Origin of the sequence: Nitrospirillum iridis, from assembly GCF_014205765.1 — a bacterium.
GTDB classification, from domain to species: domain Bacteria; phylum Pseudomonadota; class Alphaproteobacteria; order Azospirillales; family Azospirillaceae; genus Nitrospirillum; species Nitrospirillum iridis.
In genome coordinates, this window is the sequence record NZ_JACIIZ010000011.1 from 187,656 (window position 1) to 204,108 (window position 16,453).

Consider the following 16,453-nt stretch of genomic DNA (forward strand, 5'->3'; position numbering starts at 1 on the left):
CCGGCGATTGAGGGGGCGTTTGAGGTCACGATCAAATGCCGTTGGTATGAGGTGGGAACGGATGGCGCACGGGATGCGCCCGTGACCATCCGTCCCGTGCGGCCGCAGCCTTATGACTGCCGGCGGCCCCCCTTGCTCAGGCGCCAGTCGGGCGGGTACAGGGTGTCGTTGTCCTTGACGACGTTATTGATGCCCTTGTCAAAGGCCTCATCGCCCAGCGTGACTTCCTGTCCGTCGTTCCTGACCAGCGGCAGCATCGATTCCAGCCAGGCGGTCATGATGCTGCCCATGTATTCGCCCTGCTGCTGTTTCATCACCTCGAACAGGGTTTTCTGCATGTAGACCACGTCGGTCGGCCGGGTGTTGGCGCAGGCCTGGGCGTACTTGGCCACCTCCGCCTCCAGCTCGGCCCGGGCGACCACCTTGTTGACGAAGTTGCAGTCGTACATCTCCTGGGCGGTGAAGGGGCGGCCGGTGAAGACCATTTCCTGGAACTTGCGGATGCCCATCATCGTGGCCCACTGCCACATGCGCGGACCCCAGCCGACATAGCGGAAGGCGGGATGGCCGAACAGCGTGTCGTCGGCGGCGACCACCAGGTCGGCGTCGGCCGCCTGGTAGAAGTGCCAGCCGTAGCAATAGCCCTTGGTCTCGACGATGCTGATTTTTTTGAAGTCCTGCAGGCTGCGGCAGCCGAAGGCGGCGTTGGCGTACAGCTGGGTCAGTTGCGCCAGATAGCGGTAGGAGCCCTTGGGCGGATACTTGACGCCCTCGTCTGGGCCGATGCCGAACTCATGCAGCAGCGAGAAGTCCGGGTTGTCGCCCAGCATGTCGGCCTGCTCGCCCAAATCCGCGCCGCCGCCGAAATTGCTGCCGACGCCTCGGACGACCAGTACCTTCACGTCGTCGTCCACGTTGGCCCGATGGATCAGCTGCGCGTAGCGCTGGCGGGCGGCGATGGTGGGCGCGTTCAGGGCGTCCGGCCGGTTGAAGGTGATGGTCGCGATCTTGGTCTCCGGCACCTTCTCATAAAGGATGATATCCTCCGCCGGCGGGCGGTCCGCCTGTTGGGTCATGGTCGTTCTCCCTGTTCCTTGATTTGAATGCCGATCTTGCCGAAGAAGCGTCCGCTTTCCAGGTGGCGAAGCGCGTCGGGCAGCTGTTCAAGGTCATAAACCGCATCCACGATGGAATGGACGTCGTGCCGGGCGGCGAAGGCCAGCATGGCCGCATGCCGGGCCCGGTCGCCCAGGGTGACGGCGCGGATACGTCGGCCCTCGTGGCTCTGGCGCCCCCAGTTGAAGGGGCCGTCCAGCATGCCGATGGCGGCGATGGTACCGTTCTCCGTCAGCACGCGGGCGGCGGCATCCAGGCTGCCAGCGCCGAGGACATCCACGACAATGTCAATGCCATGGCCCAGCCTGCGCCGCACGGCGGGGGCCCAGTCGGGTGTGGCGTGGCGGTTGATGGTGAGATCGGCACCCAGGGCGGCGGTCCGGGCCAGCTTCTCGTCGGAGCCTGAGAGGATGGCCACCCGCGCGCCGACCGCTTTGGCCCATTGCAGGGCGGCGATGGCCACGCCGCCCGTGCCCTGGACCAGCACCCAGTGCCCGGGTCGCAGGGGGCCGGACGATAGGGCCTGGTCATCGAACAGGGCGTTGTAGGCGGTCAGGCCGGCGCAGGGCAGGGTGGCCGCTTCCTGGTCGGTCAAGGTGTCGGGGATGGGCAGCAGGCTTTCGGCATCGAACACCGCCAGCGGCCGGGCGACACCGTCCAGTGAGGCGCCCAGCATGCGCCGTGGATCGGGCGGTCCGTCTATCCAGCCTTGGGCCAGCAGTGGGCTGACCCGGTCGCCGACCTTGACCCGGGTGACCCCGTCGCCGGTGGCGGCCACCACCCCGGCGGCGCAGGACAGGGGCACGTAGTCCGGCGCCTTCGTCAGGCCGGGCAGCAGCCCCTTCAGCATGATCAGGTCGCGGTAATTCAGGGTGGCGGCGGTGATCCGCACCAAGGCCTCTCCCGGTCCCGGGTCTGGGACGGGCACGTGCCGCATCTCGACCGACCCGATGCCGGCGCCACCCCGGGCGAAGGCGGCGCGCATCACCGGATCGCGCCGGCGTCTGCCAGGCGGCGCTGTTCCTCCACGGACAGGCCAAGGATGTCGCCGAACACATAGGCGTTGTGCTGACCCAGTTTCGGCGCGCCATCGGTGATGGCGGCCCCGTGGGTCATGCGGTGCCCAGGGCCGACGATCACCCGGTTTTCCCCGTCCGCGTCGGTCACGGTGCGGAAGAACTCCCGCTCCCACAGGTGGGCGTCGGAGACGAGGTCGACGGAGTTGGCGCTTTTCGTGGCGGCGATGCCCGCGAATTGCAGTGTCTCCGCCAGGGTGGCCGCCGTTTGGCCGGCGGTCCAGGCGGCGATGATCCGGTCGAGTTCCGCCTCATGCGCCTTGCGGCCGGCCAGGGTGGCGAAACGGCCGTCCGCCACGCCCATCCGCCCCGCCAGTGCCGCCCAGGCGGTGTCCGTGGGGATGGAGATGGCGATCCAGTCGCCGTCGGCGCACGGATAGGCGCCGTGCGGCGCCATCTCCGCGTGGCGGTTGCCGTCGCAGGCGACGACCCGGCGGTTGAGGCTGTGGTCCATGATGCTGTCGCCGATCATGCTGGTCATGGTCTCAACCGCCGAGACGTCGATGAACTGGCCCTCGCCCGTGCGCTTGCGGTGATTCAAGGCGGCGAGGGTCGCGAAGGCCGCGGCCGTGCCGAAGGTTGAATCGGCGTAGCGGATGTTCATGCCTCGTGGGGCTTCCCCCTCGTAGCCGACCAGGGAGCTAAGGCCACCCAGCGCCACGAAGCAGGGGGCATAGCCCGTCTGGTAGGCCAGCGGACCGGTGTTCCCGTACATCCCCATGGACACGAAGATGATGTCCGGCCGTTCCCGCTTCAGCTCGGCATAACCGATGCCCAGCCGCTCGATGGCGCCCGGCCGCAGGTTCTCGATCAGGATGTCGCACTTCCCCGCGAGATCCTTCAACAGCGCCAGGCCCTCCTTGGACTTCATGTCGATCTGCACACTCAGCTTCTGCGGGTTGACCGCCATGAAACCGGGCGCCTTGTCGATATCTTGGACGCCGTAGCTACGCGTGACGTCCAGCGAGCCACGGCTTTCCACCCGAATGACTTCCGCCCCCAGGAAAGCCAGCTGCTTGCCGGCATAGGGACCCGCCCAGACCTTGGTCAGCTCCAGCACCCGGACGCCCTGCAGGGGGCCGCCTCGCCGATGATGGCTCATGATTCACCCTATGGTTTCAGCGGTGTGTTGGCCGAGAAGCGGGGCCGCCGCCGCCAGGTGGGCAGGGGTCGCGCTCAGTTTGTAAGGCACGGTCGGATAGACCGCGTGGCCCAGGGCAGGATGATCCAGTTCCCTGAAGAAGCCGCGGTGTGTGAATTGGGGGGAGCGCAGAAGGTCGTCCGGATCGTTCACCGGCACCATGGTCAGGCCCCGCTGCTGCGCGCGCGCCGACACCTCGTCCTTGTCCTGGCTCCGCAGCCAGTCGCCAAGGCGGGTCCGGCATTCGGCGATGCGCTCCGGCGTCAGGCCTCGCTCCAGCCAGTCGTCGGGGAAGGCCCGGACCCAGTCCGGGTCGCCCAGAAGCTGGCGGATGGCCTGCCAGTGCGATGGCGCTGACATCCAGACGTAGGCGTGGCCCTGGCGGCACGGGAAGATGCCGGCGGGCCCGCCCAGATCGAAGCGGGTGCGGCGGGCGTCCACGTCCATGTCGCCAGCCACCATCTGACCCAGGACATAGTCCACGCGGGACGCCATCACCTCCTGCGCCGATACGTCGATGAACCGGCCCAGCCCGTCATGCAGGGCGGCGGCCACGCACATCGCGGCCTCCAGCCCGGCTTCATAGCTGGCCAGGAACCGTCCGGCACCTTTCAAGGGGGGGCGGTCCGTCTCGCCGCTGGGTGTATGATAGGCCCAGCCGCTGGCGTGCATAACCGTGAGGTCGGTCGCATTCCGGTGCCGGCTGTCCCGGGCGGTAAAGCCGAAGGGCGTGATCGCGCAGAGGATCAGGCCGGGGCGGGCATCGGCAAGATGGCGGGGGTCGAGGCCCATAGCCGCCAGCCATTCCGGGTCATGGTCGTCGATCACCACGTCGGCGTGGTCCAGCAGCGTCCGCAGGGCGGTTACGCCGGCCTCGATCGCCAGGTCCAGCGTCACGGACTTCTTGTTGGTGTTGAGATAGGCGAACAGGCCGCTGGTGTCGGTCCCCGGCACGTCGTCCTTGAACGGTCCCATATGCCGCGTGGGGCTGCCGGTCCCGGGCCGCTCAATCTTGATGACCGACGCCCCGAAGTCGGCCAGCAGCTTGCCGCAGTATTCGCCGGCCACGCCTTCGGCCAGCTCGATGATCCTGATCGTACGCAACGCGGTCAAGGTGGGCCCCCGTTCTTGGCGATGGAAGAGACATACTCCCACTCCGTTTCCAGCGCTTGTCCCTGACAGAACAACGGCAAGCCGGATTTCGCAGTCGGCCCGTATGGCGTCGAAGTCTCCCGGCCGCGCCGCTACTCTCGGGTCCGCCAACAAGAAAAGGGCAGGGAGAGATGGTCGAGACCTATGACGTCATCGTGGTGGGATCCGGCGCCGCCGGTATGACCGCGGCCTTGCGGGCGCGTAGCCTGGGCCTGGAGGTGCTGGTCGTGGAGAAGGCGCACAAATACGGCGGCACCTCGGCCACGTCCGGTGGCGTGGCCTGGATTCCCAACCATGGCCTGGGCGGGACGACCGACACGCGTGAGCAGACGCTGACCTACCTGGACGCCGTGATCCGGCAGCCGGTGAACCGGCAGCGGCTTGAGGCCTTCGTCGATTCCGGTGCCGACTTGTTGCGGTACATGAGCGAGCTGGGCATCAATTTCATCCCCATGCCTTGGCCCGATTATTTCGCCGAACGGCCGGGCTCGCGCACCGACCGGTCGCTGGTTCTGCCCATGTGGGATGGGCGCCAGCTGGGTGGCAAGTTCCCTCTGGTGCGCGAGCAGTTTCCCCGCTTCAAGTTGTTCAACCGCTATTCCATGAACCTGGAGGAGACCTTCACCATTGCCGCCCGGGCGAAGGGGTGGAAGTTGATGCTCGCGCGGGTGATTTGGCGCTACTGGGTCGATTTCTCCACCCGTGGTCTGACGAAGCGCGATCGCCTGTTCACCTCCGGCAACGCCTTGATCGGCCCCATGCTGAAGCAGCTCGACACCCTGGGCGTCGAAATCCGTCTGGAGACCCGTCTTGATGAGCTGCTGCTGGCCGGCGACAGGGTGACGGGCGTCAGGGTCAGCCGGTTCGGCAGGTCCTATGACATCACCGCCCGCCACGGTGTGGTCATCTGTGCCGGTGGCTTTGAATGGAGCCAGCAGTTGCGGGACCGCTTCTACCCGGTGAAGACGTCGATCTGGTGGTCGTCCACGCCCCAGGGCGCCAACGCGGGTGAGGCGCTGCTCGCGGCCGAGGCGGTGGGTGCCGCGACCGAGCACACGGAAGAGGGGTGGTGGGCGCCCACCATGATCATGCCCAGCGCCAGTGCGTCGAATTTCGAGGAGGTGCATCAGGCCATCTTCGATGTCGGGCGGCCGCACAGCGTCTGCGTCAACCGCCGGGCCGACCGCTTCGTCAATGAGAGCTGCTCCTACGATCGTTTCGGCGCCGGCATGGTCGAGGATCAGAAGAGGACGGGGGCCAACCTGCCCTGCTGGCTGATCTTCGATTCCGTCTTCCGCGCCAAGTTCACCGCCGGCGGTTTCCTGCCGGCCGCCGTCATGCCCGACCGGTCGATCCCGGTGGATTGGTGGGGGCACTACATCTTCAAGGCCGGCAGCATCGCGGACCTGGCCAAGCAGTTGAAGCTGGACCCGCATAAGGTCGAGGTCGTGGTCGCCCGCATGAACGAGGCGGCCAGGGTGGGCCGGGATGACGAATTCGGGCGTGGCGGCAGCATCTATGACAAGGCCTTCGGCGACCCGACCTGCACGCCCAATCCTGCGCTGGGCGCCATCTCCCAAGCACCCTTCTACGCCATTCCCATCCATCTGGGCGACTTGGGCACCAAGGGTGGGCTGAAGGCCGACCACAAGGCGCGGGTACTCGACGGCCAGGGCCGGCCCATCCCCGGCCTTTATGCCGCCGGCAACGCCGCCGGCAGCCCCTTCGGCCTGAACTATCCAGGGGCGGGCGGCACCATCGGGCCGGCCATGGTGTTCGGCTTCATCGCCGCTAACGACATCGCCGCCTGCGCCCGGGATCATAAGCAGGGTGCGGGATCGGAAGCCGCCGAATGACGCCGCTCATCACGTGCGGGACGGTGGAGGCCGGGATCCGCGTCATCCGCCTGGCGCGGCCAGAGGCGCGCAACGCCCTGACCTTGGGCATGATGCGGCAGTTGGACAGCATCCTCGACGACATCGCGGCCGACGACGGCTGCCACGTCGTGGTCTTGGCGGCGGATGGAACGGCGTTTTGCGCTGGCCTGGACCTGAAGATCGCCTTCTTTGGCGATGAGGCGCCGGAAGGGGTGGCGGACAGCGTCGCGCTGCAGGAACTGTTCGCCGGCACCATCCTTAAACTGCACCGCCTGCCCCAACCGGTGATCGCGGCTGTGCAGGGGGCGGCGGTGGGCGCCGGCTTCGGTCTGGCCTTGGCGGCGGACGTGCGCGTCGCCGCCGCATCCGCCGCCTTCCACGTCGGGGCCGTGAAAATCGGGCTTTCCGCCGGTGAATGCGGAATCAGTTATCACTTACCCCGTTTGGTGGGCGCCGGCCGCGCTTTCGAGATCATGCTAACCGGCCGGCCGGTCAGCGCGGCCGAGGCGCGCGAGATGGGTCTGGTCAGCCGTGTGGTGATCGATGGTGCGGTCTTCGGGCAGGCGCTGGCCATCGCGCACGGCATCGCCGCCCACGCATCCTATTCCATTCGCGAAACCAAGCGGGTGATGTGGGCCAATCTGGAAGCCACGGGATGCGAGGCCGCCATGGAGCTGGAAAACCGCATCCAGGTCGCGGGTCTGATGACGGCGGATTTCCGAGAGGGCGCGCGGGCCTTCGCCGAAAAGCGGCCACCCCGCTTCATGGGGACGGTGCGGGGGAACGGCGCATGACGACGGCCTTCGGCGCCACCTCGACCACAGCGGATGTGCTCGCCGGTATCGACCTCACGGGCCGCCGCGCGCTTGTCACCGGCGTTTCCTCCGGCCTGGGAATAGAGACGGCGCGGGCGCTGGTCGACCATGGCGCCACGGTCGTGGGGACGGCCCGCGACGTGGCCAAGGCCCGGATCGCCAACACCGTTCCCCTTCACCTTGAGGAACTGGACCTCGCCTCCCTGACCAGCGTGCGGGATTGCGCCGCCCGCCTCGCGGCACAGGCGCCTTTCGACCTGATCATCGCCAACGCGGGTATAATGGGGCCGCCCCTGGGCCGGACACGTGAGGGCTTCGAGACCCAATTCGCCACCAACCATCTGGGCCACTTCCTGCTGGCGAATCGGCTGGCGCCCCGTATGCGCAACGGGGGGCGGGTCATCGTCCTGGCGTCGTCGGCGCATCACATCGCCGACATCGACCTGGACGATCCGAATTTCCAGCGACGGGACTACACGCCCTATGCCGGATATGGCGGCTCGAAGACCGCCAACATCCTTTTCGCCGTCGAATTCGACCGACGCCATCGGAATCATGGCCTGCGTGCGGTGGCGGTCCACCCCGGCGGCGTCGAAACCGGGCTGGGCCGCCACATGGATCCGGCCACGCGGGATGCGCAACGGCAGAAGCTGACGGCGGCGGCTGGCGCAGGTGGCTGGACGTTCCAGCGCAAGTCCGTGGCGCAGGGGGCGGCGACGACGGTCTGGGCCGCCGCCGTGGCGCCAGCGGCGGAGGTGGGTGGCCAGTATTGCGAGGACTGCCAAGTGGCGCCGGTGCTGCCACCCGGCACCGTCACCGGACCCATGGGGCCGGGTGTCGCCGCTTATGCCGTCGACCCCGCCCGGGCCCGGGCGCTGTGGCGCCTCAGCGAGGAACTGGTCGACGAACGGTTCCAAGAAACATCGCCCCGGGGATCAATGGTCTGATGGCCGTGGCCGACGGGACTCCGGCCCAGTTTGGGGCGGCGCCGGGCGGGACTTCGGCTTAGAAATACTAAACTATGTTAGTATATGGAGTGGGAACGATGACCGCGGCGCGGAGAATGCCGTGGCACGTTGACAGCTGGGAGGCCACGATGACGGATGTAGCGGCGATAAGCCAGGCGGTCCCGAAGCCGGACCACGTGCCGGATTGGGCTGTTTTCGATTTCGACATGTTCCATGATCCGGAGTATCTGGCGGATCCGCACCGTCGCATCCTGGAGATGGCGGGCAAGGTTCCTGCCGTTTTCTGGACGCCGCGTAATGGCGGGCACTGGATGCTGATGAGTCACGCGGCCAATTTCGAAGCGTCGCGCGACCCCGAGACCTTTTCCAGTGAGATCGTGCCGCGCGCGCAGATCAAGGCCATGATGGCGGCGTTGCCACCCGGTGCCCCCCGCATCCCGCAACCCGTGCCCATCAACGTGGACCCGCCGGAGCACGGCCAATACCGTGTTCCTTTACAGGGCGCTTTTTCACCCAAATCGATGTTGGCGTTAAAGGACGGTATCCGCGCGCTCGCGGCGGAGCTGATCGAAAAGATCAAGCCGCAGGGGAGCGCTGAATTCATGGCGGAAGTCGCCGAGCCCCTGCCGGTCCAGGTCTTCCTGAAGATATTTGGCCTTCCCCTCGAACGGCAGGCCGAATACCGCGCGCTCGTGAAGGATCATCTGTCGGCTGGTCAGAACGATCCGCGTGAAATGGCACGCCGGTTGGTCAAGGTGACGGCGGTGATGCGTGATACCGTCCTGGAGCGCAAACTCAACCCCCGGGACGATCTCATCAGCCTGCTGTGGCAGGCCAATATCGGTGGCGAGCCGACGACGATTGAGGACATGGAGAACTATTGCGTCCTTCTGTTCCTCGCCGGACTGGACACCGTGATGAATGGCATGGGCCACGGCGTGCGCCATCTCGCGGTGGATCTGGATCTTCAACGCAAGCTGCGCGAGAGCCCCAAGCTGATCGCGGAAGCGGCCGAGGAACTGCTGCGGCGTTACACCTTCACCGTGCCACCCCGCCGCGTCACCAAGGACCATGAGTTCCATGGCGTGACGTTGAAGGCGAACGAGCGCGTCATGCTGTTCCTGCCCGCCGCCGACCTGGACCCCAAGGAGTTCGAAGGGCCGGAACGGTATGACCTGGACCGTGAGAACAAGGTGCATATCGCCTTCGGCACCGGGCCGCACCGGTGCCTGGGATCGCACTTGGCGCGCATCGAGTTGCAGGTCCTGTACGAGGAATTGCTGGCCCGACTGCCGGAGTTCCGCCTCGATCCCGCGAAGCCGGTGCGTTACCACGGCGGCCATGTCGTCGGGCCGGACGCCCTCTGGCTGCTCTGGGACGCCTAAGGGGGCAAAGGGAGGACATGATGTCCGCCGCCAACATCCTGCCCGGCTTCCGCCGGCGTTTCATCGTCCGGCCGCTGCCGGGTAGGGTCGAGAGCGATGTGGAGGACGATTATCATTGCATGGGCATCATCCTCCACCATGCCCATGGCGTGGCGACCCGGGTGGAGGCGACGATGCGCCGCGTGCCCTGGACCACGTGTCCCGGGGCGGCGGCTGTCATCCAGCGCACCTTCACCGGCGTGGCGCTGGCAGGCTTCGTCCAGCGGGGGGAAAAGCTGAGCAACTGCACTCATCTTTTCGACCTGGCGCTGCTGGCGGCGGCGCACGCCTATGATGACGCGCCGACCGTGTACGATATCCTGGTCTCAGATCCCGTCGACGATGTGGTTCAGGCGGAACTGCGGTTGGGGGGAAGGGCTGTCATGGCCTGGACCCTGTCCCGTGGCGCCTTCACCGCACCGGACGCCCTTGCCGGGATGCGTCTCGACCAGATCGGGCCCTGGATTTCCGGACTTGGCCCGGCGGAGCGGGAATGGGCGCGGCTGCTGCGCTGGGGTACCATGCTGGCCCATGGGCGGGTGGTGGCGTTTGAAAAGCGCACGGACAAAAGCCGGCTGCCTCTCGGCCAATGCTATACCTTCCAGCCGGAGACTGTGCCCGAGGCCCGGTACGTCACCGGGACCACGCGCGACTTCAATAGCGGGCCCGGACCGTTGGCCGGCTTGGACGGCTCCGCGCCATCGGCCGAGCAGCCCTAAGGTGCGATCGGTTCAGATGAAAGCATCTGAACCGTGGATCGCCCGACGGACCAAAAGCTTGGAGGCTTTCCGGCGATTCAACGAAAGCCGGAAAGACCCTAGGTTTCATGCCACCTTCATCAGGTCGGTGCCGGCCAGACGCTGGGTGGCCAGGTCGCGCAGGATTCCGGTCTTCACCTTTTCATTGCCGGTGACGGCGAACTCCTCCTCCCGGAAGAACAGGATGGCCCGGGGCACTTTGAAGCTGGCCAGCTGCCCTTTGAGGAAGGCCGTCAGCGCGGCCTCGTCGAGGCCGGCGCCTTCCTGCGGGATAATGCAGGCCACCACCATCTCTCCCAGGGTGTCGTGCGGCACCCCCACCGTCTGGGCGCGCTTGATACCGGGATAGTTGGCCAGCGCGTCGTCAACCTCCTGCGGTGCCACGTTGGCGCCGCCGGTCTTGATCATGTCGGTCAGCCGGCCGTCCCAGAACAGATAGCCCTGGTCATCGACATGGCCGCCATCGCCCGTGCGGTAATAGCCCTCCGCGTCGAAGCACTGGTCCAGCGTCTTGCCGACATAGCCGGTCATAAGAGTGGGCCCCTTGATGGCGATTTCGCCCCGCTGTCCCAGCGGGACCACATCGCCGGTCAGCGGATCGACGATCTTCAGCGTGTTGCCGGGCAGGGGCCGGCCGAAGCTGCCGCGATAGGCCTCCTTGGGCGTGTTGGCGGGGACTGCGGTCATGATGGTCAGGGTTTCGGTGGTACCGAAGGCGGGGCCCTGCGTCCAGGTGGTGGAGGCGGTGGGGTGGTCCAGCAGCTTCGATCCGTAAGTGACGTAGCGCAGGCTGCTGAGATCGGCCGTTGCCCACTTCTCCGACGCTTCCAGGCGGGCCCACTGGTGCGGCCGGCCGATGGGGAAGCTGATCCGCTCGGTCTTGATCAGGTCCAGGGCTTCGTCCGCCTGGAAGATGGGCTGCAGGATGGCGGCACCTCCGCTGGAAAAGGCGTTGCCCACCACCATGGAAATGTTGCCGGACCAGAAGAACCCGTTCCCGGTCCAGCAGCGCACGGGGAAGCGCTCGGCGTCGATGTCCATGATGCGGGGCCATCGCCACCATTGCAGGGCGAAGGCGCGATGGGTGTGGATGATGCCCTTGGGCAGGCTGGTGGTGCCCGACGAAAAGAAGATCGCGCCAATGTCGCCGGGCTTCGCGGCGGCGGCGCGGGCTTCGACCAAGTCTTCGGGGATGGAACGCCCCAGTCCCAGGAAGTCGGCCCACCGTTCCACTGCGGTGCCATCGGTGCCGGTGTTTTCGCCCGTCACATTGTCCAGGGCGACCAGACGGCGCAGGAAGGGCAGGCGGGTGGAACGAAAGGTGCCGGGAGCCGCCGTGGCGATCGCTGGCTCCAACTCCGCCAGCATGGCGCCGAAATCCTTCTTCAGCACCTGCCGGTCGTACAGCAGGATCGAGACGGCGCCCGCCTGCAGGAGGTATTCCAGTTCCGCCAGCGTGGAGAAGGTGCTCAAGGAGACGGTCACCGCGCCGGCGAGGGCGATCCCGAAGACCGACGCCAGATATTCCGGCCGGTTGGTCATCAGGATGCCAATCCGGTCGTCCTTGCCGACGCCAGCGGCGATCAGGGCCTTGGCGACCGCCACGGACTGGTCCCACAGATCGTCGTAACGCCAGGAAAGCCGACCGGCGGGGGAATGCATTACCACCGCTTCCCGACCGGCATGGCGGTGGGTCACTTCCCGCACATAGCGTGGGATGGTCAAGGGACCCAGTCCGGGTTCCTCCCCCAGGGGGGCGCCGTGTACGATGGATGGGCGGCTATCATCCACAGGGCCGCTTACGCTGGTCATGCCTTTACCCTTCCACTCACGCGGGCAACTGGACGTCGGCCTTGCCGGTCAGGATGGTGTCGCCGTTCTGGGTCGTCATGCGGATCTGGACGACGACGATGGGACAGCCATAGTCCGACGTGTCCCGCTTCTCGATGACTTCGCCATCCACATAAGTCACGTCGCCCTCGAAGGCGGGGCTGCGGAACTGGGTCTTGGAATGCCAGATATAGCCGTCGTGACCAGCCCAGTAGGCGATAGTGTCCAGGTGCCAGGCGTTCATGGATGAGCCGTAGCCATAGGCCCCGCCCAAGCCGACGTTCTCGCCCTTCTTCTTGTTGATGTGGCCGCTGGACGGCCCGTAATAGAGGCCGTCGCCCCTGCGCGGGTCGATCTTGCGGGCCTCGAAATCATAGGTCATGTCCTGGCCGAAGCCCGCGTCATCGGTGGCGGGGTCGCGAACCCCTTCGGGTGCATTCCAGCGCCAGGTGCCCCAGATGTTCTGGCGGTGCGCCCGGCATTCATTGGCGAAACTGATGATGGAATGGGGGCCGACGACCCGGCGCGGCAGCTTGTCGCCAACCATCACGACGGCGTGGCGGGGCGAGATGCCCTCACGGTTCGACAGGATCCACTCATGGCGCAGCCGGTGGATCTCCGCCAGTTCCTCATCCGTCCATTCCTTGGGCGCGCGCTTCTCTTTGCCGTAGACGCCGCGCTTCTTGGCCTCGTCGACCAGATAGCGGATGGAGGTGGCGCGCTCCTTGGCGACCAGTTCGCCATTCTGGTTACGGTGGACCGTGTCGCCGTCCGCGAACATGGTCGGGCCGGCGAAGCCCGTCTCCACCACCTTGTAGCCGGCGAACTGCCGTTCCTGGAACAGCTTGTCGCCGGGGCGGACGGGGACGCCATGGAACCACCATTCCTCGCCCGCGAAGATCAAGTGCGTGCCCGGCACCTTGCCGATGCAGGACGGGTGGCAGCCGTGGCCGTAGTCCATCGCGACGGTGAAGGACTGTGGCGCGATGATCCCGCCAAACTTGGACCGGCGAGCGAACTCCTCGTCCCAATGAATGGGGTTGGGATAGTCCATGGCCTGCACCCAGCGGCGGACGTCCGTGGCGTTGCAGGGGTCCCACATCTCGGCGAAGACGATGGGCTTGCCGATCCACTGGTCGACGTCGCTAGTGTCCAGGGCGGGTTTCGTGGTTTCGTCGATCATGTCTTGGTTCCAGGCGGTCAGCGGTTGACGTCGATGACGAGGCGGCCCCGGATCTTGCCGTCGAGAAGGTCGGCGCTGGCGGCGATGGCCTGGTCGAGGCTGAGTTCGGTCGCGATGGTGTCGAGCAAGCCGGGATCCAGGTCCTTAGCCAGTCGCGACCAGGCGGCCAGGCGCTTGTGCTTCGGCGCCATGACACTGTCGATGCCTAGCAGGCCGACGCCCCGCAGGATGAAGGGCGCCACCGACGCCGGGAAGTCCATGCCCTGCGCCAGGCCGCAGGCGGCGACGAGGCCGCCGTAGCGCACCTGGGCGCAGGCGTTGGCCAGGGTGTGGCTGCCGACGCTGTCGACGACGGCGGCGAAGCGCTCCTTCTGCAGGGGCTTGCCAGGGGCTGACAGAGCCGCGCGGTCGATGACCGAGGCGGCGCCCAGTGCTTTCAGATAATCATCTTCCGACGCTTTTCCGGTCGCGGCGGCGACGGTGAAGCCGTTCTTGGCCAGGATTGCCACCGCGACGCTGCCGACGCCGCCGGTGGCGCCGGTCACCAGCACCTCCCCCTGTTCCGGGGTCACGCCCTGGGCCAGCAGCGCATCGACGCACAGGGCCGCCGTGTAACCGGCCGTGCCGATGGCCATGGCCTGTCGCGTGGTGAAGGCGCTGGGGAGCGGCACCAGCCAGTCGCCGTTCAACCGTATTTTCTGTGCCAGGCCACCCCAGCGGCTTTCGCCGACCCCCCAGCCGTTCAGGACGACCTGGTCTCCGACCTTCCAATCGCGATGCGTGCTTTCCACCACCGTACCGGCGCAATCAATCCCCGGCACCATGGGGAACTTCCGGACGACAGGCGATTTGCCGGTGATGGCTAGGCCATCCTTGTAGTTGAGGGTCGAATACGCGACCTCCACGGTCACATCGCCCTCGGGCAGCGCGGACTCGTCGAGCTGGGTGACGCCGACCCGTTGGCCGTCGTCGTCCTTGGTGATCAGGATGGCGGAGAACATTAAAGCCCCTTTGGGTCGCAAGGGTGGGGAGGGGGCGATCGCCGTCCCCCTCGGATTTTTGCGAGAGGCTTGCCGATGCTTGCGTCGGCGTCAATAAAAATGAGGGCCTGTTGTTTATTGGGGGCTTATTGCAATCAATTGATTTTAAAGTGGTTTCCCCAGAGGCGCTCATCGGAACGCACTTGTGGGCAAGCCAATCATCCTTTCGTCATGGGGGCGACGACCAGCCGGTCGAGGATTTCCGCGATCTGCTCGATCGACAGATCGTGGCCGTGCGCCAGCCACCAAGCCAGCACGTCGATCGCGCTCGAGGTGCCGACAACGATGGCCAGATCCAGGGGCAGCCAATCTGGGGATGGCGTGGCGTCGGGGACGGCCAACCGGGCCTGGCGGATGAACTCCTCTCGCAGGCGGCTGGCGGCGCCGCCAGTCAGCAACGTCGACCAAAGCTGGCGATGTCCCGCCACATATTGGCATAGCGCGCGACAGCCCGCGCGACTGTCCACGGACATGGTGATGGGCATGGCGTGCGCCAACAACTGCGCGATTTCTTCGGCCGCCAGATCATCCAGCAGCGTGTCGGTATCCGGGTAGTGTCGGAAATATGTCGCGTAGCCGGTGCCGGCCTGGGCGCAGATGTCGCGGATGGTGATCTTTTCGAACGGCTTGGTTTCGACCAGGGCCAGCAGCGCCGCGCGCAACGAGTCACGCGTGCGCCGGACCCGGGCGTCCTTTTGGATTGACCGTGATTGACGGGGCAATTTATGATCCACTGTATATCATAACTCTTGCCAAGCGAGCCCAAGGGAGGATGTCATGGTCCCGATCATCGACGGGAATCAAGACGAACGCAAATCCGCGGGCCTGGCGGCGCGGCACTTGGCCGTTGACCCTGGAATGCGCCGTGTCGACAGTTTCACCGCCGCCCGCGATATCTTGCGCAGCCCGGCCGCGCGGCAGGATGGGGCAGGGGCGGCGTATGTGGATGTCGGCGATCCGGAGCATGTGCCCGTCTTCTATCTGGATGGCGAGGCGCATCGCAAACGGCGTTCCGCCATCGCCGGCCTGTTCACGCCCAAGGCGGTGGCCAACCGCTATCGCCGGATCATGGAACAGACGACGGAAGGCCTGCTGGCCCGCTTCCGCGCCCGGGGTGAGGCCCGGCTGGATGAGATCAGCTTTGAACTGGCGGTCGCCGTGGCCGCCGAAATCGTCGGTCTGACGGAGAAGCCGGCCCATCGCATGGCGCCGCGCATCGCCGTCCTGCTGGATAGCACACTGGGCAGCGTGTCGGGGAAGCCTGGCCTGGTCCTGAAAGCGAAAAGCGCCTTCCACGCCTTGCGCTTTTATCTGATGGACGTGCGGCCGGCCGTTCGGGCACGGCGGATGGCGCGGGGGGATGACATCATCTCCCAGACCTTGGACAAGGGCTACTCCGGCCGCGCGATCTTGATCGAATGCATGACCTACGCGACCGCCGGCATGGTGACGACCCGGGAATTCATTGTGATGGCGGCCTGGCATCTTTTTGATCGGCCGGACCTCAGGGCTCAGTTCGTGAACGCGGATGAGGCTGGCCAGTTCGAGATTCTGGAGGAGATCCTGCGCCTCGAACCCGTCGCTGCCATGATCCAGCGACGGATGGAAGCGGACCCGCCGTCGTCTTGCGGTGCCGCCGTCGCGGCGGGAGAGCGGGTCGCCATCGACATCCGCGCCGTCAACACGGATGAGGCCGCGGTAGGCGCCTGTCCCTACCGCATCGATCCCGCGCGGGCGCGTCAGCGCCGACAGGGCGGCGCGTCTCTCAGCTTTGGTGACGGTCCCCATACCTGTCCCGGCCGCCAGGTCGCCCTGCATGAGACCCGTGTCTTCCTGGATCGTCTATTCCGCACGCCGGGCTTGCGCCTGCTACGCGTGCCGGACATGAGTTGGAATCCGGCGTTGATGAGTTACGAACTGCGTGACGCCCGCATCGCCTGCGACAGGGCTTGAGGCGCCGCGCCTGAATCCCGGCTGCGACCCGCGGCGGCCCACCTGATCCGATCTGTGGAAAAGTCTGTTCACCAGCCCGCCGCCGCCAGCGGGCTTGGGCCGCTTTGCTGCACCACGGCA

At 66.4% G+C, this 16,453-nt stretch carries 14 protein-coding genes; 6 read left to right on the forward strand and 8 right to left on the reverse strand.

The features are described from left to right. Nucleotides 1-110 precede the first annotated feature (110 nt). The 4 genes from FHS74_RS19290 to FHS74_RS30160 are packed head-to-tail and all read right to left on the reverse strand — an operon-like array spanning nucleotide 111 to nucleotide 4,446. Entirely contained in the window at nucleotides 111-1,076 is a 966-nt protein-coding gene (locus FHS74_RS19290; protein WP_184803660.1) for an enoyl-CoA hydratase/isomerase family protein, read from the reverse strand. Continuing rightward, entirely contained in the window at nucleotides 1,073-2,101 is a 1,029-nt protein-coding gene (locus tag FHS74_RS19295; protein ID WP_184803662.1) for a zinc-dependent alcohol dehydrogenase family protein, read from the reverse strand. The genes FHS74_RS19290 and FHS74_RS19295 overlap by 4 nt, the downstream gene beginning before the upstream one ends. Next, entirely contained in the window at nucleotides 2,101-3,294 is a 1,194-nt protein-coding gene (locus FHS74_RS30155; protein ID WP_211106413.1) for a CaiB/BaiF CoA transferase family protein, read from the reverse strand. The genes FHS74_RS19295 and FHS74_RS30155 overlap by 1 nt, the downstream gene beginning before the upstream one ends. 3 nt (nucleotides 3,295-3,297) lie before the next feature. Next, a complete protein-coding gene (locus tag FHS74_RS30160) occupies nucleotides 3,298-4,446 on the reverse strand; it encodes a CaiB/BaiF CoA transferase family protein (RefSeq protein WP_211106414.1) in 1,149 nt (382 codons plus the stop codon). A 170-nt stretch (nucleotides 4,447-4,616) separates the two neighbouring features. Between FHS74_RS30160 and FHS74_RS19305 the strand changes: the two genes are divergently transcribed. The 5 genes from FHS74_RS19305 to FHS74_RS19325 all read left to right on the forward strand — a co-directional run bounded on the left by FHS74_RS19305 (nucleotide 4,617) and on the right by FHS74_RS19325 (nucleotide 10,288). After that, complete coding sequence (locus FHS74_RS19305) at nucleotides 4,617-6,341, forward strand: FAD-dependent oxidoreductase (protein ID WP_184803664.1); 1,725 nt, start codon at nucleotides 4,617-4,619, stop codon at nucleotides 6,339-6,341. Further along, entirely contained in the window at nucleotides 6,338-7,156 is an 819-nt protein-coding gene (locus FHS74_RS19310) for an enoyl-CoA hydratase/isomerase family protein (protein ID WP_184803666.1), read from the forward strand. The genes FHS74_RS19305 and FHS74_RS19310 overlap by 4 nt, the downstream gene beginning before the upstream one ends. Then, on the forward strand, nucleotides 7,153-8,124 hold the full coding sequence (locus FHS74_RS19315; RefSeq protein ID WP_184803668.1) for an SDR family NAD(P)-dependent oxidoreductase: 972 nt from the start codon (nucleotides 7,153-7,155) through the stop codon (nucleotides 8,122-8,124). Before FHS74_RS19310 ends, FHS74_RS19315 begins: the two co-directional genes overlap by 4 nt. A 98-nt stretch (nucleotides 8,125-8,222) precedes the next feature. Then, a complete protein-coding gene (locus tag FHS74_RS19320) occupies nucleotides 8,223-9,530 on the forward strand; it encodes a cytochrome P450 (RefSeq protein ID WP_211106415.1) in 1,308 nt (435 codons plus the stop codon). A 17-nt stretch (nucleotides 9,531-9,547) separates the two neighbouring features. Continuing rightward, nucleotides 9,548-10,288: a DUF2889 domain-containing protein gene (locus tag FHS74_RS19325; RefSeq protein WP_211106416.1), complete on the forward strand. Its 741-nt coding sequence runs from the start codon at nucleotides 9,548-9,550 to the stop codon at nucleotides 10,286-10,288. A gap of 105 nt (nucleotides 10,289-10,393) precedes the next feature. On the opposite strand, the gene FHS74_RS19330 is transcribed toward FHS74_RS19325, so the two are convergent. The 4 genes from FHS74_RS19330 to FHS74_RS19345 all read right to left on the reverse strand — a co-directional run bounded on the left by FHS74_RS19330 (nucleotide 10,394) and on the right by FHS74_RS19345 (nucleotide 15,042). Then, on the reverse strand, nucleotides 10,394-12,139 hold the full coding sequence (locus FHS74_RS19330; protein WP_184803672.1) for a class I adenylate-forming enzyme family protein: 1,746 nt from the start codon (nucleotides 12,137-12,139) through the stop codon (nucleotides 10,394-10,396). A gap of 16 nt (nucleotides 12,140-12,155) precedes the next feature. Beyond that, nucleotides 12,156-13,340 carry an FAS1-like dehydratase domain-containing protein gene (locus FHS74_RS19335; protein WP_184803674.1) on the reverse strand — a complete coding sequence of 395 codons (1,185 nt, stop codon included), beginning with the start codon at nucleotides 13,338-13,340 and terminating at the stop codon, nucleotides 12,156-12,158. A 17-nt stretch (nucleotides 13,341-13,357) separates the two neighbouring features. Further along, nucleotides 13,358-14,341: an acrylyl-CoA reductase (NADPH) gene (gene acuI, locus FHS74_RS19340; protein WP_184803676.1), complete on the reverse strand. Its 984-nt coding sequence runs from the start codon at nucleotides 14,339-14,341 to the stop codon at nucleotides 13,358-13,360. 197 nt (nucleotides 14,342-14,538) lie between these two features. Continuing rightward, entirely contained in the window at nucleotides 14,539-15,042 is a 504-nt protein-coding gene (locus FHS74_RS19345) for a TetR/AcrR family transcriptional regulator (protein WP_211106417.1), read from the reverse strand. Between the two features lie 115 nt (nucleotides 15,043-15,157). Here FHS74_RS19345 and FHS74_RS19350 point away from each other — a divergent pair, with 115 nt between their 5' ends. Continuing rightward, entirely contained in the window at nucleotides 15,158-16,333 is a 1,176-nt protein-coding gene (locus FHS74_RS19350) for a cytochrome P450 (protein WP_184803681.1), read from the forward strand. Nucleotides 16,334-16,453 lie beyond the last annotated feature (120 nt).

Bases quoted from the DNA above. Each gene is read 5' to 3' on its own strand.
- FHS74_RS19290 (WP_184803660.1), bottom strand. From the start codon at position 1,076: ATGACCCAACAGGCGGACCGCCCGCCGGCGGAGGATATCATCCTTTAT.
- FHS74_RS19295 (WP_184803662.1), bottom strand. From the start codon at position 2,101: ATGCGCGCCGCCTTCGCCCGGGGTGGCGCCGGCATCGGGTCGGTCGAG.
- FHS74_RS30155 (WP_211106413.1), bottom strand. From the start codon at position 3,294: ATGAGCCATCATCGGCGAGGCGGCCCCCTGCAGGGCGTCCGGGTGCTG.
- FHS74_RS19305 (WP_184803664.1), top strand. From the start codon at position 4,617: ATGGTCGAGACCTATGACGTCATCGTGGTGGGATCCGGCGCCGCCGGT.
- FHS74_RS19310 (WP_184803666.1), top strand. From the start codon at position 6,338: ATGACGCCGCTCATCACGTGCGGGACGGTGGAGGCCGGGATCCGCGTC.
- FHS74_RS19315 (WP_184803668.1), top strand. From the start codon at position 7,153: ATGACGACGGCCTTCGGCGCCACCTCGACCACAGCGGATGTGCTCGCC.
- FHS74_RS19320 (WP_211106415.1), top strand. From the start codon at position 8,223: ATGACCGCGGCGCGGAGAATGCCGTGGCACGTTGACAGCTGGGAGGCC.
- FHS74_RS19325 (WP_211106416.1), top strand. From the start codon at position 9,548: ATGATGTCCGCCGCCAACATCCTGCCCGGCTTCCGCCGGCGTTTCATC.
- FHS74_RS19330 (WP_184803672.1), bottom strand. From the start codon at position 12,139: ATGACCAGCGTAAGCGGCCCTGTGGATGATAGCCGCCCATCCATCGTA.
- FHS74_RS19335 (WP_184803674.1), bottom strand. From the start codon at position 13,340: ATGATCGACGAAACCACGAAACCCGCCCTGGACACTAGCGACGTCGAC.
- acuI (WP_184803676.1), bottom strand. From the start codon at position 14,341: ATGTTCTCCGCCATCCTGATCACCAAGGACGACGACGGCCAACGGGTC.
- FHS74_RS19350 (WP_184803681.1), top strand. From the start codon at position 15,158: ATGGTCCCGATCATCGACGGGAATCAAGACGAACGCAAATCCGCGGGC.